Source organism: Actinomadura sp. 3N407, assembly GCF_052245875.1.
Lineage (GTDB): Bacteria > Actinomycetota > Actinomycetes > Streptosporangiales > Streptosporangiaceae > Spirillospora.
On sequence record NZ_JBQQBP010000012.1, the window covers coordinates 65210 to 89453 of the forward strand.

The 24244-nt window shown below is 69.8% G+C and carries 25 protein-coding genes; 18 read left to right on the top strand and 7 right to left on the bottom strand.

Annotated features, from left to right (window positions below; all coding sequences use genetic code 11):
- Positions 1 to 132 precede the first annotated feature (132 nt).
- Positions 133 to 738, bottom strand: a complete 606-nt coding sequence (locus ACTWPP_RS27770) for a hypothetical protein (protein WP_443107326.1) — start codon at positions 736 to 738, stop codon at positions 133 to 135.
- A gap of 491 nt (positions 739 to 1229) precedes the next feature.
- On the opposite strand from ACTWPP_RS27770, the gene ACTWPP_RS27775 reads away from it, so the two are divergent.
- The 4 genes from ACTWPP_RS27775 to ACTWPP_RS27790 all read left to right on the top strand — a co-directional run bounded on the left by ACTWPP_RS27775 (position 1230) and on the right by ACTWPP_RS27790 (position 6067).
- Complete coding sequence (locus tag ACTWPP_RS27775) at positions 1230 to 2474, top strand: hypothetical protein (protein ID WP_443107327.1); 1245 nt, start codon at positions 1230 to 1232, stop codon at positions 2472 to 2474.
- 330 nt (positions 2475 to 2804) lie between these two features.
- Positions 2805 to 3374: a hypothetical protein gene (locus ACTWPP_RS27780; protein WP_443107328.1), complete on the top strand. Its 570-nt coding sequence runs from the start codon at positions 2805 to 2807 to the stop codon at positions 3372 to 3374.
- Positions 3374 to 5407, top strand: coding sequence for a hypothetical protein (locus ACTWPP_RS27785; RefSeq protein WP_443107329.1), 2034 nt, complete (start codon positions 3374 to 3376; stop codon positions 5405 to 5407). The genes ACTWPP_RS27780 and ACTWPP_RS27785 overlap by 1 nt, the downstream gene beginning before the upstream one ends.
- 45 nt (positions 5408 to 5452) lie before the next feature.
- A complete protein-coding gene (locus ACTWPP_RS27790) occupies positions 5453 to 6067 on the top strand; it encodes a hypothetical protein (RefSeq protein WP_443107330.1) in 615 nt (204 codons plus the stop codon).
- 85 nt (positions 6068 to 6152) lie between these two features.
- Here ACTWPP_RS27790 and ACTWPP_RS27795 read toward each other — a convergent pair whose 3' ends face one another.
- The 3 genes from ACTWPP_RS27795 to ACTWPP_RS27805 all read right to left on the bottom strand — a co-directional run bounded on the left by ACTWPP_RS27795 (position 6153) and on the right by ACTWPP_RS27805 (position 8485).
- Positions 6153 to 6917, bottom strand: coding sequence for a hypothetical protein (locus ACTWPP_RS27795; RefSeq protein WP_443107331.1), 765 nt, complete (start codon positions 6915 to 6917; stop codon positions 6153 to 6155).
- An 82-nt stretch (positions 6918 to 6999) separates the two neighbouring features.
- Complete coding sequence (locus ACTWPP_RS27800) at positions 7000 to 7443, bottom strand: hypothetical protein (RefSeq protein WP_443107332.1); 444 nt, start codon at positions 7441 to 7443, stop codon at positions 7000 to 7002.
- A gap of 235 nt (positions 7444 to 7678) precedes the next feature.
- Positions 7679 to 8485, bottom strand: coding sequence for a GntR family transcriptional regulator (locus ACTWPP_RS27805; RefSeq protein WP_443107333.1), 807 nt, complete (start codon positions 8483 to 8485; stop codon positions 7679 to 7681).
- A gap of 242 nt (positions 8486 to 8727) precedes the next feature.
- On the opposite strand from ACTWPP_RS27805, the gene ACTWPP_RS27810 reads away from it, so the two are divergent.
- On the top strand, positions 8728 to 9165 hold the full coding sequence (locus ACTWPP_RS27810; protein WP_443107334.1) for a hypothetical protein: 438 nt from the start codon (positions 8728 to 8730) through the stop codon (positions 9163 to 9165).
- Positions 9166 to 9182: 17 nt separating this feature from the next.
- A complete protein-coding gene (locus ACTWPP_RS27815; protein WP_443107335.1) occupies positions 9183 to 9578 on the top strand; it encodes an ATP-binding protein in 396 nt (131 codons plus the stop codon).
- 179 nt (positions 9579 to 9757) lie between these two features.
- Here the strand turns inward: ACTWPP_RS27815 and ACTWPP_RS27820 are convergent, their stop codons facing one another.
- The 3 genes from ACTWPP_RS27820 to ACTWPP_RS27830 all read right to left on the bottom strand — a co-directional run bounded on the left by ACTWPP_RS27820 (position 9758) and on the right by ACTWPP_RS27830 (position 12154).
- Complete coding sequence (locus tag ACTWPP_RS27820) at positions 9758 to 10645, bottom strand: deazapurine DNA modification protein DpdA family protein (protein ID WP_443107336.1); 888 nt, start codon at positions 10643 to 10645, stop codon at positions 9758 to 9760.
- 71 nt (positions 10646 to 10716) lie between these two features.
- On the bottom strand, positions 10717 to 11037 hold the full coding sequence (locus tag ACTWPP_RS27825) for a hypothetical protein (protein ID WP_443107337.1): 321 nt from the start codon (positions 11035 to 11037) through the stop codon (positions 10717 to 10719).
- Positions 11038 to 11953: 916 nt separating this feature from the next.
- Positions 11954 to 12154 (bottom strand): hypothetical protein, encoded by a 201-nt coding sequence (locus ACTWPP_RS27830; RefSeq protein ID WP_443107338.1) that lies wholly within the window; start codon positions 12152 to 12154, stop codon positions 11954 to 11956.
- 229 nt (positions 12155 to 12383) lie between these two features.
- Between ACTWPP_RS27830 and ACTWPP_RS27835 the strand changes: the two genes are divergently transcribed.
- The 12 genes from ACTWPP_RS27835 to ACTWPP_RS27890 all read left to right on the top strand — a co-directional run bounded on the left by ACTWPP_RS27835 (position 12384) and on the right by ACTWPP_RS27890 (position 24200).
- Positions 12384 to 13016, top strand: coding sequence for a hypothetical protein (locus tag ACTWPP_RS27835; protein ID WP_443107339.1), 633 nt, complete (start codon positions 12384 to 12386; stop codon positions 13014 to 13016).
- 420 nt (positions 13017 to 13436) lie between these two features.
- Positions 13437 to 13853, top strand: a complete 417-nt coding sequence (locus ACTWPP_RS27840; protein ID WP_443107340.1) for a hypothetical protein — start codon at positions 13437 to 13439, stop codon at positions 13851 to 13853.
- 10 nt (positions 13854 to 13863) lie between these two features.
- Positions 13864 to 14343: a hypothetical protein gene (locus tag ACTWPP_RS27845; RefSeq protein WP_443107341.1), complete on the top strand. Its 480-nt coding sequence runs from the start codon at positions 13864 to 13866 to the stop codon at positions 14341 to 14343.
- Positions 14340 to 14963 (top strand): hypothetical protein, encoded by a 624-nt coding sequence (locus tag ACTWPP_RS27850; protein ID WP_443107342.1) that lies wholly within the window; start codon positions 14340 to 14342, stop codon positions 14961 to 14963. Before ACTWPP_RS27845 ends, ACTWPP_RS27850 begins: the two co-directional genes overlap by 4 nt.
- Positions 14956 to 15474 (top strand): hypothetical protein, encoded by a 519-nt coding sequence (locus tag ACTWPP_RS27855; protein ID WP_443107343.1) that lies wholly within the window; start codon positions 14956 to 14958, stop codon positions 15472 to 15474. Before ACTWPP_RS27850 ends, ACTWPP_RS27855 begins: the two co-directional genes overlap by 8 nt.
- Before the next feature lie 258 nt (positions 15475 to 15732).
- On the top strand, positions 15733 to 16500 hold the full coding sequence (locus tag ACTWPP_RS27860) for a hypothetical protein (RefSeq protein ID WP_443107344.1): 768 nt from the start codon (positions 15733 to 15735) through the stop codon (positions 16498 to 16500).
- The gene (locus ACTWPP_RS27865; protein ID WP_443107345.1) at positions 16497 to 17546 is read left to right on the top strand and encodes a hypothetical protein; all 1050 of its coding nucleotides are present in this window, start codon (positions 16497 to 16499) and stop codon (positions 17544 to 17546) included. Before ACTWPP_RS27860 ends, ACTWPP_RS27865 begins: the two co-directional genes overlap by 4 nt.
- Positions 17539 to 20319: a hypothetical protein gene (locus ACTWPP_RS27870; protein ID WP_443107346.1), complete on the top strand. Its 2781-nt coding sequence runs from the start codon at positions 17539 to 17541 to the stop codon at positions 20317 to 20319. The genes ACTWPP_RS27865 and ACTWPP_RS27870 overlap by 8 nt, the downstream gene beginning before the upstream one ends.
- A complete protein-coding gene (locus ACTWPP_RS27875) occupies positions 20316 to 21974 on the top strand; it encodes a DNA cytosine methyltransferase (protein ID WP_443107347.1) in 1659 nt (552 codons plus the stop codon). The genes ACTWPP_RS27870 and ACTWPP_RS27875 overlap by 4 nt, the downstream gene beginning before the upstream one ends.
- A 38-nt stretch (positions 21975 to 22012) precedes the next feature.
- A complete protein-coding gene (locus ACTWPP_RS27880; protein ID WP_443107348.1) occupies positions 22013 to 22849 on the top strand; it encodes a hypothetical protein in 837 nt (278 codons plus the stop codon).
- Entirely contained in the window at positions 22846 to 23448 is a 603-nt protein-coding gene (locus tag ACTWPP_RS27885) for a hypothetical protein (RefSeq protein WP_443107349.1), read from the top strand. Before ACTWPP_RS27880 ends, ACTWPP_RS27885 begins: the two co-directional genes overlap by 4 nt.
- Entirely contained in the window at positions 23445 to 24200 is a 756-nt protein-coding gene (locus ACTWPP_RS27890; protein WP_443107350.1) for a hypothetical protein, read from the top strand. The genes ACTWPP_RS27885 and ACTWPP_RS27890 overlap by 4 nt, the downstream gene beginning before the upstream one ends.
- Positions 24201 to 24244: the final 44 nt, after the last annotated feature.

Sequence of the window (24244 nt, forward strand, 5' to 3'; positions counted from 1 at the left end):
CTGTTTGTGGACCATGGCGGCCTGTCCTCAGGCAGGCGTGTCCATCACCTGCTGATTGGCGTGCTGGCCGACATCGGCACGTTCCGACTCGGCGAGGCGCGCGATACAGCCGCCACCCAGCGCACCGCCGCCCTACCGCTTGCGCTTCTTCTTCCGCCTCTTGCTGGTGTTCTTGGTCGCGGATGGCTGGCGGCTGCGGCCCTGACCGCTGATCCGGATGGTGCCCGGCCCGAAGGATGTGCGCCACGGATTGAGGAACGATCGCAGCCGCCCCTCGTAGACGTCGATCAGTTCACCGGCCAGGACCGTCGCCTGCCGGCAGACCCGGCGATCGCCCTCACGACGGGCGTGCTCGTTCACCTTAGGCAGGTATTCATGGATGGCCACGGCAACGTTCAGGATGCGTCGGTGGAGCTCGTGCGCGGCCTTGTCGTTGAGCCGGTCGTCCGGGCCGCCGGCGGCGTTGGTCTCGGTGCTGAACGTCGCCTTCAACGACGGGGCGCTCTCCACCGTGCGCACCGCGGTCGACAGTACCGGTTCGGCGTTGACCCACAGCGCTGGGTAGGTGTCGGGGTTGGCGCAGACCGACAGCAACTCTCCCGCCGCTCCAACGACGCAGAACGCCTGCCAGACCGCCCGCAACGCCACCACGGTGTCGGCCGGATCCAATTCCTGGAGGTCCTGCTCGGCCTCGTCCAGCAGATCACCGATCGGCCGCCGATCCCTGTCACCGCTCACCTGCTCAGCGTGCGCAGGCGGGCCGCGCGACGTCAACGAATTCTCACCTGCTCCGGAGCGGTGGACGGCGGTACTCCCACTCAGCCCTGCTCGCTTTCGAACCTAGGACGGTCCGTACGGTCTCGATCGGGGCCGCTGAGGCGTTTCGGTCCAACACTCTGGCAGGGCGAACCTGTCAGTCGCCCATGGCCATCAGCTCACCGGCCGCTGCGTGCAGGTCGGCGTCCTTCGCGGCCGCGGTGAGCGTGGCCACCGACTTGAGCGGGCTGTGCCCAGCGACCCCGAACGGGCTTGCGGACGTCAGACCATGCCTGGCGTGGCTTACATGACTGAAGAACCCCTGGATATCGGTAAGCCACGCGCGTCAGAACAAGAACCGTGGCCGTGGCCGACGCGGCCGCGCCGCGTCAGCGCCGTCCACCGATCGGATGTGAGAGGTGCCGGGCGTCTCGGGGCAGACGCTGCTCCGAAAGCGGGGCATTCTGGGGTCTATGAGTGGGCGGCGGGCACGCGCAGCGCGCAAGGCGCAGTCGGGGCAGGTTCGGCAGGCTGGGGGGGCGGGTGAGGACCGGTGGAGCCTTGCCGGATCGGCGCGCTGGGCGAGGCGGGCCAGGATCGCCACCGCCGAGCATCTGCGGTCGGCGCCGATCGCCCGCTCCTATCAGGCTGCGGTGCTTCAGCACGCGTTCGATGTGAAGGTCGCCCACCTGGGCGGTTATCCCGCCGAGGCGTGGGCGCTGCTGCTGGGCGGGATGGGATACCGGGCGCCCTTTCCCCCCGACGCGCACCTGGCCGCGCTGATGGTGCTGGAGGACGAGGCCCGCTTCCTGACCGGCGCCGACCTGTACGTGCTCACCCCGCAGATGTGCGACGTGGTGGTGGCGGCCGCGCAGTCGCTGACCGAGGACGATCTGGAGCTACTCGACGCCGAGGACCTGCCCAGCCCGTCCGGGCTGGTGGTCCTGCCGCACCCGGTGCTGGTCCAGGCGGTCGGGGGCGACCTGGGTGATGTGCGTGCGCTGCACTGGCGTACTCCCTCGCAGATCCAGGAGCCCGCACCCGACGGCACACTGCTGCAGGATCGCGCCGCCGTCCGGACGGCCCTGTACAACGACACCTACGGCCCGGTGCAGCCTGACACCTTTGCGCAGCTCATCGCTGCGGCACGCCGGATGGGCGCGCCATTGCCGCCGCTGATGCTGGACGCGATCAAGTGCACGCCGTTCCGCTACCACGCCACCGGCGACCAGAAGCAGGCCCGGCAGGAGTACCTGGCCCTGGTGCAGAAGGCGGGCGAGGACTTCCGGCGGATGCATGCCGCCGCCGGCCGCGACGAAGAGGGAGTCAGCGGGGAGTACACCGTCGGCAGCACGATCACCGATGGGGACGACTCTTTCGCCGTCCGGTTCCTGTACGCGTTCTGGCGCCTGTGCGAACAGCGCATCGGCACCGTCGCCGCCCTCGCCTCCGACCAGACCGCGCGCCGTGAGGCGCACCGCTCGGCAACACCCGATGAGGTCCGCGTCGTGCACCTGCGCCGCGCCGACGACCGGCATCCCGACCAGGTTTCCTCCGGCCGCGATTGGCGCCACCGCTGGGTGGTCCGCATGCATAAGGTCCGCCAGTGGTACCCCAGCCTTCAGCAGCACAAAGTGATCTACCGGGGCCCCTACGTCAAAGGGCCCGCGGACAAGCCGCTGCTGGGCGGCGAAACGGTCCGCGGTCTCACCCGATGATCGTTCGCATAAATGTCGGTAGGGCCTGACGCGCATGTCGGAGGCGTGCGGGGTCTCCCACGCTCGCCTGGACGGGGGTGGTCCTAAGAACGAACATGGACCCTCGTAGGCATGTCATTCGCTGGGACGAACAGCCCACGAGACGACGAACTGGGCTCCACCTCCGCATCGCCACTGACACGGCCGTCCCGGCCCCAGACCATGGGGAACAGCAGGCAGTGTGGTTGGTCCCCGATGCCGACTGTGGCCACAGGTCCCGGCTTTGGCCCGGTTTGATGGATGGCCTGCGCACAATGGATCTCCCCCGCCCCGCACCTGGAGGAGGATGTGATGTCCGAACCTTCACAGCCGTCCGGCGATGACATGGAGCGTCTTGAGGAACTTCGCCGGGAGTTGCGGACGACGCGGCAGGCTCGGTTGGCCGCTGAGAAGCGGGCGCAGGGGGTGGAGACCACGCGGTTGGCTGTGGCCGCCGCCGCGCGTGATCGCGATGTGGTGACCTCGCCGGAGCTGGAGGCGGCACGAGAGCGGGCAACGGCTCTTGCCGTGCGGCTGCGCAGTTCCTGGCAGTCCATCGACCGGACCCGGGTTCGTGCCGGGCGGCTGATCGCCACCGGGGTGGAACTGGAGACCGATACCAGCATTTCTGGGGCGCGACAGTTGATGTCGGCACTGGCGGAGGAGGAACAGCGACGGGCAGACGTTGAAGCACGGCTGGCGGAGGCGGGCATCACCTGGTTCGAGGTTCCGAAGCCGGCCAGCTTGCTCAGGGAACAGCACCCTCACCGTGACCAGGTCAGGCAACTGATGGACCAGGCCCTCGAGGAATGGCGGCAGCGGGAGGCCCGGGCCCGCCGGCCGGGCCGGCGGCGCGCCGATTTCCTGCCGCGGGAGGGCTGATGGCCCGGGGAAAACACAAACGCGCCAAGGTCAATCGTGACGCACGGGCGCTCGCCGAGGAGACACGGGCCACCGAGCGGGCACTGGCCGAGGAACGGGACAAACTCGAAGACGCCGAGGCGCGCGCCGGTGAGGTCGAGGATTTGCGCGCCGAGCTCGTGGCGATTGCCGCTGAACGGGATGCCGCTGTCGCCGACCAGATGGGCCGTCTGAAGGCCCATGCGAAAGTCCTTGAGGATCTTGCCCTGGAGACCGCGCGGCTGGTGAAGCCGATCGATGACGCCTGGGCGTTGGTGTCGGATGATCTGACCGAGCGGCTGGGCGGCGGCCACGAAGGCCAGGAACTCCTCGCCTTTATTCTGCTGGGCATCCACCCGGTGATCAAGGACGACCATCAGGGGCATCTGACGATCGACCAGGTCCAGCGGCTGCAAATGGCGCGCGGACAACGACGCGAGTTCCGCTCTCACCGGCCCGACTGGACCGCAGCCGATGCTGCGCCGCTGCGCAGGCGGTGGCGCGGCGTTTACGAACACGCAGGGGTGGAGGGCAAGCAGGGACAGGAACGCGAGGACCACATCGCCGGCCTGCCCGCGGATCAGCAACGCGAGGTGGCCCGGGCCGACCGGATCGCGGCCAGCCTCCTGAAGAGCAAGGTGACCGACACCGACCTGGATTCGGTCACCTTCTGGCATCCGCTCCCGGGCGCCGGGATGGACCTTGACGAAGAAGACCGGGACGAGATCCTCGACCGGCTGGGCTGCCATGGCCTTCACCGTGACCAGGATGCGCCACTGCCGGTCACCGTCCCGCACCCCAGCCCGGTACTGTCGGCCGCCGGCAGGGCCGGTGTCGCCGGGCGTTCGGTGGAGGACTTCCACGCCGCCAGCTGCGACGCCCTTGATCGGGACATGACCCTGGCGCAGGCCTCGGCGCGGCTGCGCGCGCCATGGGAAGCGATGCCGCCCTTCCCGCTCCCAGGCGACGCCGTCGGGATGCGGCTGTGGTACACGATGGCCGCCGTTGGGGCGTGGTCACGCTACGACGAGGGCATCGCCGCCGAGACCGACGTCGAAGCATCCGTCACCGGCATGCGTGACGGCGTGGCTCAGACAGCGGTGGGCCTGGCCTCCTCGGTCCCGTTCTGGTTGCCGTCCGGACAGGCCTACGGGTACGCAGACTCTGAACCGCTGCGCGACGAAGACCGCAACGACATCCGCCTCCCGTTCCCCCAGGTCTTCGTGGCATTGGCGGATCCCCTGCGCCTGCCTCCCACCGGCGAAGCCACCGAGGAAGAGCGGCTGCTCCTCGCCGAGCAGGACGCAGTGATCCTCCAGGGACTGAAGGTCGGCCCGGACGAGTTCCCGATGCTGGAGTTCATCGACTGGCCACCGGATTCGACCCTCTGGGATCGCCTCCCGCCGCTGTCCCGGACCTTGGCGATCCGAGGCGCCCACGTCGAAGGCGTCCTGCTTCTTGGCGACGTCCTCGGCAATCTCGCCGACGAGTTCGCCTGGTGCCTCGCCGTTCCCTCCGAAAGCGGAGGGATGACCTGCCGGGTCGTCGTTCCCGCCCACCGCTCAAGGTGCAGTTGGGCCACTGTGGTGGAGAACCTCGCCGCGGCTTGCGCGTGGGCGGACTGGCACGAAGCAGACCAGGAACTTGCGGAGATCGAAACAGCACGCCGAGCCCGGCAGGTCACCAACCAGGCCGCATTCCGCAGGCTCTACGGCCGCGGCGGCCCCGCGGGCGTTCGCGTGCTGAACGTGAAACGCACAACCGGAGGCGGCGCCCCAACACATCAGCCAACCGGAAGAGCAGTCTCACCTCACGTCCGCCGGGGACACTGGCGCCGGCAACGCCACGGGCCGGCCAAGACCCAGGTCAAACGGGTCCGCATCGCCCCCGTACTGGTGAACGCCTCCCGAAGCGGATTGGCGCCCAGGGTCTACCGACTTCCACTGACTGAGGGACAGGGCTCTTCGGTAACGCCAGGCCATCCGTTCGGAGCGGCCGCCTCTACGATCGAATGAGACCCCGCCGGGCTTGATCGCCAGCGGACCGCAGACTGGAGCGACATGACGTTGTATCTGAACTTGCCGTCCGACACCGGCAAACTGGAGCACCTGATCGGGCTGCCGGGCACCGAGGTCCTGCCCGGCCCGCCGTCAGGGCTCGATGAGATCCCTACCGGCAAAGCGCTGGTGTGCGTAGCGGATATGGGCGCATATGAGGCGGCCGGATACCTCATCACCGAAGGCGACTTCGCCGCCTGGCGCAGAGCCGATGACGACCGTCCGGAGACCTGGCTGCTTATGGAGCGTCAGGCTGCCGACGATCTGTGCCCGGGCGCGGAGGAGAGACGGGAGGCGTGGCGGGCCGGCATCGAGGCCGATGCCGAAGCCGCCGCGCACACCGACAACCTGGTGCCGGTGGGGCGGGCGTCCCGCAGTGGGATCACCCTCCACATCGAAGCACTTCGCACGCATGCGAAGGCGCTACGTGGTGATCGGCAAGGCAGCCGGTCTGACGACCTCCTCGTTGATCCCGGGGTGCGACGCGTCGCGGCGGCCGATCTCACTGCTGCCGCTGACGCCCTGGAGGGGTGGATCCGGCACGACTGGGTCGCGATCATCGACGTCGACGGGAACCGTCAGCATCTCGCCGGGCCGCTTCCGCCATTCCCTGGCTGACGCCCCGGTGGGCGTACTCGTCGGGTAGAGCGTGGCAAGGCCTGGCCAGGCCAGGAAGGCGCTCAAGTGGTGAATCACTGCGCCGTCAGTCGCCGATAACGGCGATGTCCGGCCGTGCGACTTTCCACAGTTCGCCGCCGTAGTTGGCGGCGAGGTCCTCGTCCAAGTCCCGGATGTACACGGTCGGGCGGGCGGCGTGACGCGCCTCGAGGAGCTGATGCACGACGGTCATCAGCCCAGACGCAACGGCGACGGTGTCGGCGGGCGCGGTTGCACGAGACGGCTCGTCCAGCAGCAGGTTCGCGGCGTCGAGCTCGGCGATGGTGCCTGGATTGTGGGGTGGGTCGAACAGGGGCTGTAGCGGCGCGAGGACTGCCTCCTGCAATCGGTTCACGCTCAGGTGCCCGAATCTGTATCGGTCGGCGGCGGCGCCGGTGACCCAGGCGCGGATCCCAGTGGTGAGTGCCTCGGTGAATAGGCCCATGCGGGACTGTGGCGGGTAGTCGTCGGCGACCCGGTCCAACACGAGGGCCAGGTCGTCGAGCGGCGCGATGATGCGGTACTGGGTGCTCGCGCCGTTCAGCTCCAGTACGACGGTGCCGCCGGCCCGGTTGCGGTGCGCGACCTGCGCCGTGTTGCGCCCAGGAGCATCACCACCCACCAGCAGCATGTACCCGCGGCTGAACCGCATCGTTACTGGGATGATTGCGGACTGCGGGAGCTGGCGTGCGCGGGCCTCGTCGAGCGCCTCGGCGCGGGACCGGCCGATGTAGGCGCCGGACAGGTCAGCGCCGCGCAGGTCCAACCGGTTGAACAGGAACTTCTGGCGGGCGACGGACTGCCTGGCCATTGCTTGCTGCTCCTTCCGGCGGGAGATTTGGAGATGGGCCCCGGGACTCGCGGACCCCTTCACACGAGCCCCGGGGAGTCGTTTAGTCGGCGAGGACGACGCCGACTGGGAGGCCGCTGGGACCGGAGAGGATGGCGTGCTGTTCCTGCGGGTCGCGGTAGTCCGGGACGTACGGCATCAGGGTGGGTGCCCCGGCCCCGTACAGGGTGGTGATATCGACCGGAAACACCTTCCCGGCGGAGAAGTGCCGGACGGTGTAGATGGACGTACCGGGCTCAACTCCCCGGTGCCGGCGGAGCGACTGCTCGAACTCGGCGCCGTCGAGTAGGGCGGTGGTGCGGTACGGCCGCACGATAACGAACACGGTGCGGCGCCCGCCGCGGCCGTCGGCGCGGGACCTGTTGGTGACTCCGGCGTCGGTGATGGCACGGACCCGGTCGGCGGCGACAAGGACGGTCGCGCCGCACTCACCCGGCAACTCGTTGACGGTGTACTCGCCGACTGGGGTGGAGTGGATAGTGCGCAAGGTGGCCTCCGTGGCCGAACAGGAAACGGGCCGCTTACCCGTCACTTTAGAGTGTACATCGGTATAGCAAGATCTGGCAAATGTCAATCGAGGTCAAAGCGCATAGAGCCACACCATGGCAGCGCGCAGACGGCCGGTCAGGCGCTGACGTCGAACGCGAACTGCCTGGCCTCGAGCCGCGTCGAGTGCCTTCCCGTGCCACTTCAAGCACGTTGTCGGGACGCGAGGATCCTGGTCAGAACTCGTCACTGCCCGCTACCTGGCCGATGGGGAAGACGTGCCGGTCGGCCGCGCAGATAGTTTCCAGGGTGTGGACGGGGGTTTCCTCTGTGCTGAAGCTCGCCCGTAGCACCTGGACGACGATCTGGTCGCCGGTGAGCTCCAGGGTCTCGGCCTCGAACGGCGTCGCGCGGCGGGCGGTCAGTGTCTCCTCGGCGTGCCCGAAGCTGTAGCCGAGACTCTCCAGGGCGCTCTGCAGGGACGGGCGAACGAACTCTGGTTCGGCGATTCGGGTGTCGGCAAAGGGGGCGGCTCGGAAGAAGCTGGTTGCGATCCGCACGGGGACACCGTTGGCGCGCATGAGCTTGCGGCGGGCGATGACCTCCTCGCCAGGGCCGATTCGGAGGCAAGCGGCGACATGCTCGGAGGCGGGTTCAGGGCCGATGAACAGCATCTCCCGGCTGGCCTCGATTCCTTGGCGCTGGGCCTCGACGAGGAACAGGCTCTCGCTGCCTCGGACGACGGGTTCGGTCGGCAAGGCGCGCTGGACCAGGACGCGGGGAGCGGGCCCGGCGGTCGGCTCGGGGGCCTTGGCGGCCGGGCCTTTGCCCATCTGGGAGACGCGGCCGGGAGAGACACCGAGAGATGCGGCGATCTGTTCCAGGGTCGCGCCGGCTTCGCGGGCTTGGGCGATGGCGTGGCGGCGGTAGGCGGCGGCCTGGGTCACCAGGCCTTGGTCTTCGGTCATGAGCCGCGTGAGCGCGCGGGCCCGCTCGATCGGGTCGGGCACGGCCGCGGCCTCATGGAGTGTGCGGAGGTCCATTAGATTCTCCCTGCTCAGCGATCTTTACCCCCCCTATTGTGCCGTGGGGAAGGACGTGCAATCCTGTTCGCAGAGCACTTTAGCCCCCCTAAAGGGGAGGAGGTGTCACCCCCCGGCTCATGCCGGGCCCGGCCGTTCCGGCCGGAGGCGGTGCTGCCGAAGGCGCCGCTTGTGACTCGGGTCTCGGCGGGATGGTCCCCCGCCGAGACCCGGAACTGGTCCCCTCTGCTGCAAGGACACCAATGTCGAGTATCTCCCACGGTCAGCCCGACTTCGACCCTTGCGCCGTCATCGCCGACATCGAGGAGTTGATTGCGACGCTCCCGGCCGACTGCGCACCGATCGCGGTGTACAGCTACCTCGCCCGCCAACTTCGCCTCGGGCGGCGCCCCACGAACCCGGTGAAGTTGGTCGCCCTGCTGACGCGCGACACCCGTCGGCTGCACTCCGCCATCGGCGGATGGGACGGCGACCCTACCCGCCTGCTGCCCGCCCTCAGCCGCGCCACTGAGGCGCTCGCCGAGAGCATCGGCGTGACCGCCGATCTCGTGATCGAGCACGCTGCCGACCCCGCCGCGTCCGATTCCTGGGAGCAGCTCGCCGATAACACTGCTGGCGCCTACGACGCGGCCGTCGCCGCGTCCGGCCTTCTGGCGCTCCGGCCTCGCTGCGCGGCCTGATTTCCCTGGAGCAGGCGATGACCACGCTCATCCGCCGGTACCCCGGCACCCGTGACCAGGTCCCGCAGATCCGCGCTTGGACGGTCGAACACGTTCCTGCTGAGGTTCAGGACGCTGCCGCGCTGGTGGTGACCGAGGCTGCAACGAACGCATTGCGGCATTCCCGCTCGGGCCTGCCCGGTGGGATCATCACCGTCTCCGTCCGTCCACTCGACGACGGCGGCGTCCGCATCGCCGTCACCGACGAAGGAAGCACCGGCGCACCCGCACCAGAACCTGACCGGGACGGCGGTCGCGGTATCCACCTCATCCACGCGCTCGCTCGAGACTGCGGCCTCGCTGGCGGCCCGAACGGCCACACCGTCTGGGCCGACCTCCCCACCGCCCCCGCTCGCGGGAGAACGCCGCAGTGAAGGCCGTCAGGCCTACCGGTTCGCGCTCGACCCCACACACCTGCAGTGCCGCGCGCTGATGTCGCACGCGGGCGCGGCCCGGTTCGCCTGTATAGGCTGGTAAGAGACCAAAGGGTTCGGCGCGCTCACAGGCCAATGAGGTAACAGTGGTTGCAGTACTTAGTGCCCTGCCACGCCGGTCAAGCTGTGAGGCCGAACGCGAGCTGCTTGGGCTCCTCGATAGCCCTGACCACCTTCCGATACCAGGACTTGGCGTAGTCCGCGCAGTTGTTGCAGTACCGCGACTGGTGGGTGCAGCCAGACAGCCGGATGTGGTCGTGGCGGGCGCCGTCGGACCAGGCGAGGCTGTCGGAGCTCGCGAGCAGGTGCCCGATCAGGCGCAGCGCGCGGATGTTCAATCCGAAGCCGTGCAGCGGCAGCATCCGCCCGTACTGCTGCAGCGCATATGCCTGGACGGTCTCCACGATCTCAGCGACCGGTTTCGCCGAGCCGCGGCGGCATACCGAGCCGAGCCCGACCGTCGTGGCCTGTGTGAGGTCGATGCCGCGGTCGGCGTACATGCGCAGGTGCCGGATGTAGTCGGCGGTCTCCCACCCTTGGATAACCGGTGACCAGTCGATGAACGCGAACTCGGTGGACAGGTATTCGTAGGAGTCGGTCGTCAACTCCTGGTGGATGCGGGTGCTCATGCCGGTCACGGCGCGGACGGGCGGTTCGCACGGCCAGTCCTGCGGCGCCGCGAACTGCGGCGCGATCCCGACTTGCTCCACGACGCGGGTCACCATCCCGCCGAAAATGTCCGCCGGCAGGTGCCATGGGTGGTCAGGGTTTCCGCCGGTGCGGGGGTTGTTGGCGGTGTAGGCGCCAGAGTCGAACGCCCAGATTCCGCAGCCGTGGGTGTCGTGGCGTCGAAGTTCCCGCACGATCCGATGGATGGTCGACGCGGAGATGAACAGCGGCACGTCCATGAATGTCAACCATGATGGGCGGTGGGTCCCCAGGAAGAATGTCATCGGCCGAGCTGCTGGTGTGTCCGGCGGGTGGGGTGGCGACTGCGCGAGGCTCATCTGGCCCTCCAGTGGGATGGCGGGCCGCTTCCCCGCCCCAAAACTGTACACCAGTTTAGCAGTAGGGTGATTCAGTCTGTGATAAGCGCCGCGAGGGCCAGGCGGGGCGCCGGGTCGTTTTGATTGCGGCAGGTCTGTGCCCAGCCGCAGCCACCGCGTCTGCACAAACGGGTCTGTCGGCCGTCTGGGTGAGTGTCCCAGTCGGTGGGCCAGTCGCAGCCGAGCAGCACGCACTCGGTCAGGTCGTCCGCCTGCGCCATCGCCTTCGCCCAGTCCTTCAGCTCGGCGCGGCCCGCGAATGGGTCGGCGACCGCCGCCGTGACGTACAGCCGTGCGGCGCGGCCGTCGAGGGTGCCGGGGACGGCGATCAACCGCGGGTGGCGGGCGGGCATGTGGTGTCCCGGTTCGGGCGCCGGGCCGCCTGCGACGGTGCGGCGCGTTGCGGGCGGGCGGCGGCGCGGGCGATCAGGTGTGCAAGCCGGCAGTTGCGGTCGGCGAGCGCGGATACAGAAGTGATCAAGAGGGCTGCCCCTTCGACGGTGGCGGGTCGCTTACCCGCCTGCTCCGAACCGACCGTACACCGGTTTGCCTGTCGCGGAAGTGAGGTAGCTGTAGCCGGCGCAGGACGAGGTGGGATGACCTGGGAGGAAGGACCGGTGCTCACCTGGGGTACCGCCTCCGGCGTCGCCGTCAGGTTCGCATTGCGGGCGGATCTGGGGCTCGGTCCCGGGCCGCCCGAAACCGCTTGCCAAGCGACACGCGGACGCCGGGCGATGCCAAATCGTTGGTGTGGCCGCCGGCATGCCGCACATTAGGACTGACAGGCCCCGTGCCTTCCCCCTCGGAGGCCCTGATGGATGGCGGATATCCGCATGACCTGCCACACCCCCGCGCTCCGCGCCGGTGTCGGCCGCAGACGCTCCCGCTGCGGTGCTCAGTGTGCCGCAACACCGCCCGGACCATCGCATCAGCCGTCGCGTCGTCGGTGCCGTGGCAACGCCGCAGCCTGGCGTGGCGGGTGGCGCTCGCGACGGCGAGGGGCGACCTGGAAACGGTGTGGCTGGTGCGGTCCGGCAGCGGGTTCACCGAAGCGCGGTTCTGCACACGGTGCGCCCCGGCCGGTGACCTGTGGGCTCCGGAGTGCCGTGTGTGCGGGGACGGTCCGATCGTCGTGCTGGCACCGACACGCATGCTGCCCGGGATGCCGCAACTCCCCACCGCCCCGGGCTTGGCGCTGCGAGCTCTACAGCGCCGCGGCTGGGGCATCGGCGGGGAACTGATGTGCGGGCCGTGCCGGCGCGGCAAGGGTCAACTCGAGGTAGCGGCGGCGTCTGTGTCGGCGACGATGACGAACATCTGAACGCCGTCGACCCACTCCCAGCCGACGTCATGGCGGGTGCCTGTCGCGGATGTGAGTTCGGCGGCGCGGTCCTCGGCACGGCGCCGTAGGTGCTGGCCCGAGGTAGGACCGAAGACGATGACGTCCGCGGCGGGTCCGGTGGTGGCCATGTTTCCTCCCGGAGCCGGGTCGCTTGCCCGGCAGGTCGAATCGCACCGGGGGCCTGCACCAGGCCCAGCGCGGATTGTCAGCGAGGTCATTCCAGGATCCAAGGGCATCGATGGATCCCGATACTAAACCGGTGTACGGTCAGAACAGAATCGAGCTTGCGACCACCCGCCGGGCGTCCCGTCTGCTCAGCGTGATCGGCGCCTGCACGACCACCACCCTGGAGCTCTCATGAACCCGCCCGCATCCGCACCGACGCCCACGTACGAGCAGTATGAACAGATCCACGCCGAGGCTCGGCGCAGCATGCCGCGGTTCGTCGGCCGCGGCGATCTGGCCCGCTGGCAGGAGATCGCGCAGCGCCGCGGCCACGACTGGTGCACCGCGGTGCTCGGGAAGGGCTGGGCGGGAGTGAGCCGGTCCACCCCCCACGACTGCGAGATGCTCGCCGTCGCCGACCGCCTCGACCTGGAGCCGCCACTGCCCGCCCAGATCGCCGCAGACCGCCAAGCCGCACGAAAGCGCGAGCAGCAGGCCACCGCCGCCCGCGAACGCCAGCACCTCAAGGACCTGGAACGGTGGGTGCAAGCCCGCGGTGAATGCCGGGTACCCGTCCAGGTGCTCCCCAATACACAAGGACGCCGCTACGGCACCGGCATGGCCGAGGGGCCGTTGCGGCATGCAGTCCCGATCCATGACGCCGTGTCGGCGAGAGGGCGCCAGCACCCGGCCGGGCGAGCGCTGTGCGAGAGCCCCCGCCGCGCTAAGCCGCTGCACCTCGGCGACCCCTGCGACGAGCCAGCGACATGCGTGCGGTGCCTGGCGTGGATGCCGAAGATCCGCCCCACCACGGCAAGGTCATGACCGGGTGGGACGCCCTCGCCGCATCGCGGCCGCCCTAACTGCGGCACGCCCCGGTGCCGCACGGGCCACACGTTGACCAGGCCCAAGCAACACGCAGGAGTTCTCTGCGTGTCGCGCTCGAAGGCGTTCGACAACCCTCACAGCCACGACCGTAACCCGTGTCCGGTCCGAAGAACCGGACACGGCCCAGGCGGTTCACCATGCTCGCCTCGACTTCTAGGGAGCGACTGGGCAGTGCAATCGGCCTTGAAGTCCGCTCAGGCGCCGAAGCGCGGGCCTCTGGTCCGGTTCACCCAGCCCATCTCACAAGATGCGGCAACACCCGCACCAATCTTCACACCTGAGGTAAACCGGTATACACTATCGGAAGGTGGGTAAGCGGCCCGCCGCCTGCGGGAGGACCCGGTGACAGTGCACCCAATGATTGTGTCGGCGCCAGTCCCTGAACTGGCCATCGACGACACTGCCGCCGCGATCACCGGGGTGCGGTTCGAACACACCCACCCGTGCTACAGGTGCCGGACGACGCTGCACCTGTTCACCGACGGCGGCCGTATCGCGATGGGGTTGCGCGTCAGCGTCTCCGGTAAGACCGTCCGCTGGTACGAGCGGCACTACCCCGGTGCCCGCCCCACTCTCCCGGACACGTGTGAGCACTGCGGGCACGCGACACCGCTGGCGTTCCCCTACCGCGTTCCTCCGGGCCACTCCCTCGTTCAGGGGTGCCCCGTCGCGAACGCGATGCCGCTGAAGAACCGGGTGTGGCGCCATCTGCGCGCCACCACCCCCGGCCTGTGTGAGCGGGCCGACCACCACCACACGCTGATCAACTTCTAGGGATGTGATCATGCCCGATCTGGGTGTCTCCACCAAACGACTCGTCTTGGCCACCGCGCCTGGGCTGTCTGGCGCCGAGTTCATCGCCGGCGGCCCGGTGATGAACGACAGCTCGGTCATCTCGACTGGGCGGCTCCTGCAGGACCTGGGCTGCACGCTGGTCGGCACGGCCCGCCAGTACAGCCGGGCCAACCTCCGCGCCGCCAAGACCGCCAGCAGCACCGGCCCGGCACCGGCGCCCATCCCGCCGGACGTCGCCGCGCACGTCCTGCACTACTACAACGCGGGCGGCCTGGCAACCGACGCGTTCACCACCAACCTGATCATGGCGATCGTTTCGGCGGACAGCCTCAGCAAGCAGCGCCTCGCGCTGGTGTTCGGGGAATATGTCGCCGCGATCGACCTCGTTAACTCCTCCGAAGACGGCATCGCCCAGCTCGCCGCCCTGGCCGCCACCCCTGTCCCGAACACGGCGGGGGCGGCCCGGTGACCACTCTCGACCCCCACGACACCGATGTGCAGATCAGCGGCCTGGTCACCGGGTTGCCCGAACACATCGAAGCGGCGTCTTCCGCCACGCTGAACGCTCACATGGCGCTGACTGACCTGGCCCACCTCAACGACATCGATCTGTTCGACGGACAGGACGGCCACGACGCGCTCGCGGAACTGACCGAGGCGATGCGGCACCTGCGCAACGCCCGCCGAATCGCCGAACGGCGCCTTGAACTACTGACCGAGGACGGCGCTGGCGAGCAGCTGGCGCGCCTCACCCAGCAGCGCGAAGTAGCTCTCGCGCTGGCCGCAGAGGCGTTCACCAATTCCGGCGCGGACATTCAGGAGGGCGGCAGGTCAACCGGGGCCACGGCCGTGGACGCGCACGACCTCGTCAGCGCGCTTGGCGGGAACGAGGCGGAGAGCGCGCGGCGCGGCGCTGAGCATCGCTGGGTCGAGCAGCTACTGCAGGACCGGACGGGTCTGCTGTCGGCACTGAAGGTGATGGCCGCACAGGCCGACATGTCCCCCAAAGCACGCCGTCAGATCACCGACATGGTCACCGAGTCCGCGCAGCTGGACGCCGCCCTCGCCGAAGGGCCCAACGGTGACTGACCCGCTGATCCCCACCCCAGACCAGCTGGCCGAGATGCGGAGCCGCAACGCTAGGGCGGCCTTCACGGGTGATGTCCGCCTGCTGACGCAGATCAACACCGAGGACATCCCCACGCTCCTGGCGGCAGTGGAGTGGCTCAGCTCCGAATTGGCCAATGCCCGCGACGCCATCACTAACCCTGTCGGTGGCCTCGCCTCCAAGCTGAAGCGAGAACAGACTCACGCCCGGCACTTCCAGCGTGCCGCACGTGCCGACCGGTCGGCACGGTGGCGCGCGGTCAGGCGGTACCGGACGGCCGAGGCCAACGCCGGCCGCCTGGCCGAACAGGTGAGGCGCGCCCGCAACCTGGCGGCGTCGCTCCGCGCCCACGAGGCGGATCTTCTGCGGCGCCACGACGCCGCAGCTCGGGACGAGGAGGCCACCGCCCTGCTCTCCTCCGCCGCGCTGACCGGCGACATCGCACGCCAGCTGGAAGAGGCCCTCGCTGAAGACGCGACGGGCCGACAGTGACCGGGGGACTGCTGGAGGGCGGCGCCGACCCCGGCCAGGCCACGCCGCCGCCAGCGACGTCGGCGTCGAGTACATCCGCGCGACGCGCAATTAGCGCGGCCACGGCATCGACATCGGGTGGTGCGACGACACCTTCGCCGACCACCACCAGCCCGCGCCCAGGGGGCCGGGACGCGTTCCTGGCGCGTTCGCCCAAGTCCACCGCAAGACCAGAGACGAATGACGAATGGGGTCCCCTCACCCCAGAAGGGCCCGGACATGCCTGACCAGCCCACCACCCCAGACACCGCGATCGACACCGCGACCACCCACGACACCACCAAGATCCGAGAGCGGCTCGGCCAGGTGCAGTTCCTGGCGTTGGCCGCCCCCGCCCCTGGCAGCAACGGGCGACTTTCGGACGTCACCCTCAACGACACCGACCTCAAGGCGCTCGGTGCACTTGTTGCCCACGACATCCCCGGCCTGTTGGAGCTGGTCGACGAGCGCGGCGCCGCAATCCGGCTGGTGGCATCGCACCGCGCCGCCGACGCCCGCGCCCTGTCCAGTCTCGTCCGGCGGGCCGAGGACTTGCACAATGAACGCGACACCGCCCAGCGGTGCCTGCGGCAACTGCTGGACGCGCTACAGCTTCTCGCTGCGCGGTGGCAGGGCCCCGACTTCCAGTCCAGCTACGGGAACGCGCTGCTCACCGTGATGCGGAACCCGGCCCGGTACCTGGAAGTCATGGCTTCAGCGATCGAGCCGCCCACCCGCGCGGCCGGCGGTCGGGCGATCACCCGGCTCCTGGCCGAGCGGCTCGCCGCTCACGCGCACTGCGACCTCCATCCGGTCACCAGTCCGGAACCCGGCTGCGGCTACTGCCAGGACCGGGCCGCCTACTTGGCCTACCTCGCCGGCGGCGGTCACGACTTCCGGCTCCCAGGCGGCGAGGAAATCCACCTTTCCGACATCCCCGCCGCGGCCACAGCTGAAAGCGACGCCGCATCACACGAGCAGAAGCATCGAGAGGACCAGCAGCAATGACGGAAACGACCGCCACCACCACAGCCCCCCCGCCACCTGCCCAAGCCCCCGAGCAGGCGCGGTGGTTCCTGTCCGACTGTGAGGGCAACCTGCGGATCTGGCGGGAGGACGTGCTGCGGCACGTCACCCGCGATGAGCACGGCGAGATCACCGGCTATCAGACGCCTGCCTCCTGGGAGGCGGGCGACCTGATCGCCCATTGGGACCTGAACACCTGGGACCCCGGCGAGGACGCCGACGACGACGCGCACCGCGCGGCCGCCGCCCAGATCGTCGCCGACCACAACGAGAACGCTGCCGCGGAGGTGGCTCGGCTCCGCAGCGAGCTGGACAACGCCCGGGCGGCGGCGCAGCGTGACGAGCGGGGTTGGAGGGAGCAGTACGAGGCCCTCAGCCGCCGCGCGACCGTCCTGAACTGGCGCACGTCGCGGTTGTGGTCGGCGTGGCGGTCGGCGAAACGGGGCCGTGCGGAGGCGCGGGTCGAGGCCCGCGCCGAGGTAGCGGCGCTGGAGGACACGGCTGCGGCCGCCGACGCCGCCACCGGCCGGCTGCGGGCCGACCTGAACACCGCGCGCGCATTCACCGACTTCCTTCAGGCGGCGAACCTGCGGCACGAGATTGTGATCCAGCAGGTGCGTGAGTTCCACGAGGGCGTCGGTGGCCGCTGCCTCGGGTGTGGGGAGGCGTTCCCGTGCCGGACCTTGAAGCTGCTGGACGACACCGACCCGAGGGTGGTGCAGCGGGCCGACGCCGCGGTCGCGGCGCGCAACGCCGCCTACGGGGAGGCGCAGCGCCGGTTCGTGGACCTGCTGCGGCCTGCCGTGACGCGCGCCACGCTGACCAACGCGCTGGTTAAGCACTGGCACCTGAACCAGGGGCGGGGCCACAGGCTCGGCTCGGCGGATGCGATGTCACTCGCGCACGTCCTGACGGAGGCGCTGCGGGCAGCGGGTCTTCCGCTGCATGGCGAGGCCGACGGCGAGTCGCTGCGCGGTGAGGCCGTGGGCTGCGTTGCGGGCGGCGACGGGGGTGCTGTCGATGGCTGAATCAGCCCACGGATCATCCCCGGCCGACGGACCTGGCGGGGAGGTGGTCGCGGCGCTGAATGAGATGCAGTCCGCGGCGGCCGCCGCCGACACCGCCCTCACCGACAACGGTCGCAGCGACAACGGTGAGGGCAGCGGGGAGCTGGCCGCCGTATCGGGCCGCGCCGCGCCGCAGGTGAAGGCCCACGCCGCCGACATGCGTCGCCGCGCACTGGACCAGGAGGCCGCCCTGCACGCCAGCATCGAGAAGTTCCGGCAGGAGATGACGGCGCAGATCCAGGCCGCGACGGCACGGCTGGCTCCGCTGCGAGAACAGGTCGCCCGGCTCGAAGAGACGATCTGGACAGTGAACCTGTACCTCGGCCGCGACGAAGAGATCATCACTCTCACCGACGGTGACCCGGCCCCTGCCGACACCCCGATCACGGTGCGGCAGCTGGTGCTGTCGATGGACCAGGAGTGCTTGGTCGCCGCCACCTCCGGCGGGATCGACGTGCGGAACCTGGAGGAGTTCGACACCTGGGTCAGCAGCGCCCCTGAGCACCTGGAGCAGGTGCTGCCCGAGCCGCGCGGCGTGGTTGTGCTGGTGCCGCGCCGCACCCCACGCGACTACGGCGACCCATGGCTGCAGAAGGCCATGGACGAAGCCAACCACCAGTCGTATTGGCTGATCCGCAACGGGGACCGCCTGTACCGGATGGTCACCGACTTCACCGTGGGGGAACGGCTCGTCCCCGCCCGGGACGAGTTCCTCTCCTTCTTCACGACCCGGTCGTTCACCGGGGCCGAGCCGCGGCAGCTGCAGCCGGGCACGGGGGAGTGGCTGCGGGCGGAGAAGGCCGCGAACGCGCGGCAGCGTCACTTCATGCGCGCGGCGTTGATCCTGCAGGGCCTGATCGACCGGACCGTGGTGTTCCACCCGCTGCCCGTTCCGACGGTCAGCGTCCTGTCCGAGGAGTCCTACACTGCCGGGCACGTCCGCACTGTCAACGACGCCGAGGCGACGCTCGGGACGGGCCGCGAGCCCTTCAAGGTCTGGCTGCAGCGCCTCAATCGGCGACTGCGGCCCGGGATGCGGGTCGTGGGGGCGTTCAACACCGAACGGTTCCGGGCGCTGGCCCCGGACTGGAAGCACCGCTACAACGCCCACTCCCGCATCACCCCAGAAGGCGCCGGATGGCCCGACACCGGCACCCTGTACACGATCGAACGCGACCGCGACGGGGAACTGCGGTTCCTGTACGACAGGCCCGACCAGATCTGGGTTCCCGGCGAAGGTCCGCGGCCGGCGGCGCGGCGCGCATCCTGCCGCATCAGCCCCGACGACACCTGGATCATCCCCGTCGACCTGGTCACCGCCGAAGAATGCGCCGTCTACATGGGCGCCCGCACCGAACGGCACGCCTACGTGGACATGATGCCGCTGCTGCAGACCGTCATTGACACCAAGCACGCTGAGGCCGAAGCCGAGGCCCCGTTCTGCGAGTTGCTCGCCGGTGAGCTCACCAACACCTTCCCCGAGCTCGACCTCGCGCAGGCCCGCCGCGATGTGCCCGACCTGGTGCGGTGGTGGAAGCTGAAGAACCGGATCCACCGGCCGCTGGTCAACCCGGACGACCCGAAGGTGGAGGCCGCCGCGATCACTGCGATCGTCGCCGAGCAGCAGGCCCGACTCGCCGACCGGCGCCGCGCCCTTACCGACCCCGAGGCCGAGGCCGTGATGGTCGCCCGGCTCCGCAGTCAGATCCCCGGCGCGATGATGGTCGCCCGGACCCGTCAGGGCGGGTACGTGGCCTTGGAGCCGCAGCCGCGCACCCTGCCTCCGGGGGCCGCACCCGCGAATGTGTGGGTGCGGGAACACTCCACGGGCGCGACCGGCGTCACGATCCGCGCCCGCGACTGGGTGATGCCCCGCAGTCGCCACACCTGGCGGATCCTGTGGCACGCACCGGCATGGGAGCGCTGGGACCTCGACGCCCTGTCACGTGACCACTTCACTGACCCTGAACTGGCCGAGTTCACCAGGCAGGCCATCGCCGTCAGCGGCGACCGTGTCCGCGAGTCCGGATACCAAGGCCGTCCCCGGGACCCTGGTGACGTCTTGGCCGCCGCGTTCAACGCCGCCGCCCGGCAGCTGATCGTTTGGCGGCTCGAGCCGACCGCGTTGGAGTCGTCCGACCGGCCCCTCACCGGCCCGTCGCCCCGGCTGAGCATCACGGAGGTGCCGTTCACGTGCTCCCGCACCACCGCCGGCGCACCCGCGCTCATCCCCGTCCGGTGGCCCGGCACCCGGGACATGACCGTCCCCACCACGCCCGGGAAGCTGCCCGCACCCCCGTGGGACCCACAGCAACTCGTCCACACCGACGACGACGTGTTGGCGGACCTGCACGGTCTCACGGTCGCCTACTCCCGCTCCCGCGACGCGGCCGCGCGGATGCGGCGCACCGCGCTCGACGCGATCGCGTCGGTGCGGGCGGCGTGGGAGGCCGCCGCTGAGGCCGACGCGTTCCGCCGGTTCATGGACGACTACGACGACGAGGCCCGCTGGGAAGGGCACCGCAAGACCTTGAACCTGCGGTGGCCGCACAACACCCACGGCGAGGCCGTCCAGACACTCATCTTCCGGGCGGTGGAGACCGGTATCGACGTCGACGGCATGAGGGTCGGCGCCGCGGCCGCGGCCTTGACCGGCCGGACGGGCGACACCCACGCCGTGCCCGACGACGTTGCTGACCTGGTCATCACCATCCCAGGGGAGTGCAGTAAGTGAGTCCCGTGTCAGGGCCGGCCCGCTCAGCGCCAGCTCGCTATGAGATCGGAGAGATTCCGCACACCATCCGGTTCGCCGGCGCCGGCGGCGACGCCGTCGGCGCCGCCCGAGTCCCCGGCATCAAGGTGGTGTTCGGCGCGAACCACAACGAGGTCGCGGTGCAGACCCATCAGAACGCGTTCCCCGAAGCTGATCATTTCTGTGGCGACATCGTGGAGGCCGACATCACCCGGTTTCCGCACGGGCTGTCGGCGTGGGACTCGCCAGCCTGCCCGCCGTGGACGGATTCCCGTGGAAAGAAACGCGACTTCGACCGCTCCAACCAGCAGGTCCTCGACGACGAGGAGTTCGGGAACGCCGGGCCCGACCAGCACACCATGCGGATGCGGGCGCTGATGGAGGAGATCCCGCGGAACCTGCGGCACTGGGCGCAGGCAGGCAAACCCGTCCTGATCGGTGTGGTCGAGAACGTCGTGCAGTGCCGCAAGTGGGACGAGTTCGTGCGGTGGCGCCGCGAGATCGAGAAGCTCGGGTACTGCACCCGACTGATCGCCCTGAACTCCATGCATGTGCGGGCCCCCGAGTCCCCGGACCCTCCGCAGTCGCGGGACCGGCTCTACCTGGCGTACTGGCATGTTTCGCTCGGCCGGAACCCCGACTGGGACAAATGGCTACGGCCGCGGGCGCACTGCCCGTCCTGCGACCAGATCGTCGACGCGATGCAGGTGTGGAAGCGGCCTGGCGTCGACATGGGCGTGTACGGGCGGGACGGCCAATACTGGTACCGGTGCCCGAAGGGGTTGTGCCGGAACCGGATCGTGGAGCCGTCCGTCCCGGCCGCCGTCCTGGCGGTCGACTGGACGGTGCCAGGTACCCCGATCGGGGAGCGGCCCCGCACGAAGAAGAAGCCGCAGGGCCTGGCGCCGTCCACGATCGAGCGGATCATCGCCGGGATCCGTAAGCACGCGCAACCGCTGGTGACACCGTGCGGCGGGTCGTGGCGAACCGAGGCGAGCCCCCTGTCTGCGCCGATGCCGACCCGCATGACCCGCGACACCGATGGGCTCGCCATCCCCGCCGGATGGCCGCAGCAGTTGCAGTTCAACGACGTCACCTCGGCCGCAGACCTCGCCCCGCTGCCGGCGATGCCGCAGTCAGTCATCACGCGGAACTTCACCGCCCGTGACGACGGCAGCGAGCTGTGCACGCCGCCATCGGAGCATCTGCGGACGTTGACCCGCCAGGGCCGCCAGTCGCCGGTCCCCTGGGAGCAGACGCACCTGCTGGTCCCCTACTACTCCAACGGGAACGCCTCCCCTGTGAACGTGCCGGTCGGGACGCTGTCCACCAAGGACCGGTACGCGCTCGCCACCGCCAACGTCGGGCCCGACATCGAGGTCGTAGTTGAGGACGTGCTGTACCGGATGCTGCTCGCGGCCGAGGCCGGGCGCGCGATGGCGTTCATGGACAACTACGTCGTGTTCGGCGACCACGACGACCAGATGCGCCAGTACGGCAACGCCGTCACCCCCAACGTCGCCGAGGTGCTGATGTGCGCGCTGGTGGAGTGCCTCACCGGCATCGACCTGGACCGCGGCGACGTCGATCGAGGCCTGCGCGGCCAGTTCCACACCGCCTGGGCACTCGCCGCCTGAACCAGCTGAACCAACAAGGAAGAGAACTGGGGATCGTCATGAGCAACAACACCACTCCGGCCCCGAAGGTGCGGCGGGTGGACGCTGGCCACGACAAGGACCTGCTGGTCGATACTGTCAGGTGGCTGCTGAACCGCCGCTCCAAGACCGTGAGGGCGAGCGACATCCAGCGCGGCATCCGGGTCGGGTTCGCCAAAGCGGGTCGGCTGCTGAACCTGTTGGACGACGCCGGAATCGTCGAACTCGGCGCCCGGAGCGTCTACACGGTGCGGTTCGACAAGGACGCCACCGCCGGCGTCCTCGCCGCGCTCGCCACCGCCGCCACCGCCGCCGAGGAGGTGCTGGAGGACGTCGAACTGCAGATGACGACGCACCGCGGCGACGGTGTCCACAGCCTGAAGCTCGGAGCCGCCACGGTGCCCGTCGAGCCCGGCCAGGACCGAGAGCGCGCGCTCGTGCGGCTGCTGTGGAGCACGGCCGCCGACCGGGAGGCCCGGTACACGTTCCGGACGGGTGACCGGCTCGCGCAGCTCGACCTGGGTTTGCTGCTGGATGCGCTCGTCATGAACTCGTGTGTGTGCACCGAGTCCGCCCGGTGCTCGGTCCATGCCCACGTGCTGGACAACCTCGACACCGTCCGGCTGCTGCTGCGGGCCGCGATGCGGCCGACCGCCGCCGACGGCCCTGCCGGGGCGTTGATCGTCGACCAGGCCGTCCGGCAAGTGCACTACCCCGTCAGCATGGGCGGAACGCGGTACTGCGAGGGCTGCTGCCGGCTCGCCGACGTGTGGACCGTGGAATGGGAGTGCCCGACCATCCGCGCCGTGAACGAGACCCTCGCCGCCCTCAGCGACGAGGAGAAGACGCCCCGATGACCCGCGACGCTGCCGCGCTCCCCTGCGAGTACCGCAACACCGTCGCGGGCCCGCCCGGCTTGGCCGTTGTCGGGGAGCCAAATGACCGCGAACCGGCCCCGGTGGTGCTGCGGTGCCGCATCCACGATGAGGCGTGGCCGTGCCCCCACGACAACGGGGCGCCGCGGCCTCGGCCGCGCGGCCGCCGATCCCACATCTTGCGGGAGTCGCCGCCGTGGCGACAGTTGGCCCCGGGTGCGCGGCTGCGCACCGAATGCGGGAAGACCACCGGCGACGGCAAAGTCGTGGTGATCGGGACCCGCGCCGAGCTCATCGAGACGATCCGCGCGGAGGGCCGCGGTGTGCTGGAGGAGGTGTGCAAGGTGTGCCGGTCCAGATCGGACCTGCATGCCCACGCTTCCTGGCAGGGCGATCCCGGCGCGCTCATCGTCCGCGACATCGACCCGTTCAGCAGTGCGGCGAGCGACCAGCTCACCGCCGAGTTGCACGCCTTGGCGGGGCTTGCCGCCGCCCACCCCGAGGAGTTCGCCGCGCTGGTCACCGCTGCAGTGCCGGCGCTCGCGGCGCGGCGGGAGGCTCGCAGGGAGGCGGGGGGATGATCGGAGACAAGGAGCTTGAGCGGCTGCTGAAGGCGCGGGATCTGATCAACCGGATCCACGCCGACACCCGGTTCGCCGTCAACCGGGAGATGCTGAAGGTGCGGACGCTCGCCGTCACCACCGTCTGGACGGTGTACGTGGAGCGGCCTTCGTCCGAGGCGATCTGGCCGCGGGCGCGGGAGATCATGGGGTTGACCGGGACGGCGTTCAGAATGCTGATCGCGGCGGACGCGCCCCGCTACGAGCCCCCGGACTGGCACATCCGCACCGGGTGCCTGGCGCCCAAGGCCCGCTCTGCTGGGGTGTGCGGCCGGTCTCCGCAGACCCAGTTCCGTGTCACCGACGCCGAGACCGGGCGGTGGCGGCTCGCCGGGTTCTGCTCCCGGCACCGCGACTACGCCGACCAGGTGGATCGGGCTGAACGAGCGGTGCGGGCCGGTATCGTCCCCGACCCGGTCCCCAACGTCGGCGGGTTGCTGCCCTGCTACATCAACGCCTCATGGCCTGACGCGTACGCGTGGGCATCCCCGGCATGGAAACCGCCCGCAGTGGGGATCCGCGCCGACGACTGGCCAGTCATGGAGACGGCCGTCGCGGCCAAGCCGCCGGCGCTCCGCATCATCCTAGGTGGCCAAGCACACGACGTCGACGGCGCGGATGACGCCATGCCGACCGGGGCCACGCCGATCCTGCAATTGGTGGGCGACGACGACGAGGCGCCCGATGCCGCCTCACCTTCCAAAACACAGTAAACCGCTGTACAGTTTGCACCGGGGTAAGCGGCCCCGCTATCCGA

What these genes read in the sequence shown, in the direction of transcription:
- ACTWPP_RS27775 (WP_443107327.1), top strand. Translation starts at nt 1,230, where the DNA reads ATGAGTGGGCGGCGGGCACGCGCAGCGCGCAAGGCGCAGTCGGGGCAG.
- ACTWPP_RS27780 (WP_443107328.1), top strand. Translation starts at nt 2,805, where the DNA reads ATGTCCGAACCTTCACAGCCGTCCGGCGATGACATGGAGCGTCTTGAG.
- ACTWPP_RS27785 (WP_443107329.1), top strand. Translation starts at nt 3,374, where the DNA reads ATGGCCCGGGGAAAACACAAACGCGCCAAGGTCAATCGTGACGCACGG.
- ACTWPP_RS27790 (WP_443107330.1), top strand. Translation starts at nt 5,453, where the DNA reads ATGACGTTGTATCTGAACTTGCCGTCCGACACCGGCAAACTGGAGCAC.
- ACTWPP_RS27795 (WP_443107331.1), bottom strand. Translation starts at nt 6,917, where the DNA reads ATGGCCAGGCAGTCCGTCGCCCGCCAGAAGTTCCTGTTCAACCGGTTG.
- ACTWPP_RS27805 (WP_443107333.1), bottom strand. Translation starts at nt 8,485, where the DNA reads ATGGACCTCCGCACACTCCATGAGGCCGCGGCCGTGCCCGACCCGATC.
- ACTWPP_RS27810 (WP_443107334.1), top strand. Translation starts at nt 8,728, where the DNA reads ATGTCGAGTATCTCCCACGGTCAGCCCGACTTCGACCCTTGCGCCGTC.
- ACTWPP_RS27815 (WP_443107335.1), top strand. Translation starts at nt 9,183, where the DNA reads ATGACCACGCTCATCCGCCGGTACCCCGGCACCCGTGACCAGGTCCCG.
- ACTWPP_RS27820 (WP_443107336.1), bottom strand. Translation starts at nt 10,645, where the DNA reads ATGAGCCTCGCGCAGTCGCCACCCCACCCGCCGGACACACCAGCAGCT.
- ACTWPP_RS27825 (WP_443107337.1), bottom strand. Translation starts at nt 11,037, where the DNA reads ATGCCCGCCCGCCACCCGCGGTTGATCGCCGTCCCCGGCACCCTCGAC.
- ACTWPP_RS27830 (WP_443107338.1), bottom strand. Translation starts at nt 12,154, where the DNA reads ATGGCCACCACCGGACCCGCCGCGGACGTCATCGTCTTCGGTCCTACC.
- ACTWPP_RS27835 (WP_443107339.1), top strand. Translation starts at nt 12,384, where the DNA reads ATGAACCCGCCCGCATCCGCACCGACGCCCACGTACGAGCAGTATGAA.
- ACTWPP_RS27840 (WP_443107340.1), top strand. Translation starts at nt 13,437, where the DNA reads ATGATTGTGTCGGCGCCAGTCCCTGAACTGGCCATCGACGACACTGCC.
- ACTWPP_RS27845 (WP_443107341.1), top strand. Translation starts at nt 13,864, where the DNA reads ATGCCCGATCTGGGTGTCTCCACCAAACGACTCGTCTTGGCCACCGCG.
- ACTWPP_RS27860 (WP_443107344.1), top strand. Translation starts at nt 15,733, where the DNA reads ATGCCTGACCAGCCCACCACCCCAGACACCGCGATCGACACCGCGACC.
- ACTWPP_RS27865 (WP_443107345.1), top strand. Translation starts at nt 16,497, where the DNA reads ATGACGGAAACGACCGCCACCACCACAGCCCCCCCGCCACCTGCCCAA.
- ACTWPP_RS27870 (WP_443107346.1), top strand. Translation starts at nt 17,539, where the DNA reads ATGGCTGAATCAGCCCACGGATCATCCCCGGCCGACGGACCTGGCGGG.
- ACTWPP_RS27880 (WP_443107348.1), top strand. Translation starts at nt 22,013, where the DNA reads ATGAGCAACAACACCACTCCGGCCCCGAAGGTGCGGCGGGTGGACGCT.
- ACTWPP_RS27885 (WP_443107349.1), top strand. Translation starts at nt 22,846, where the DNA reads ATGACCCGCGACGCTGCCGCGCTCCCCTGCGAGTACCGCAACACCGTC.
- ACTWPP_RS27890 (WP_443107350.1), top strand. Translation starts at nt 23,445, where the DNA reads ATGATCGGAGACAAGGAGCTTGAGCGGCTGCTGAAGGCGCGGGATCTG.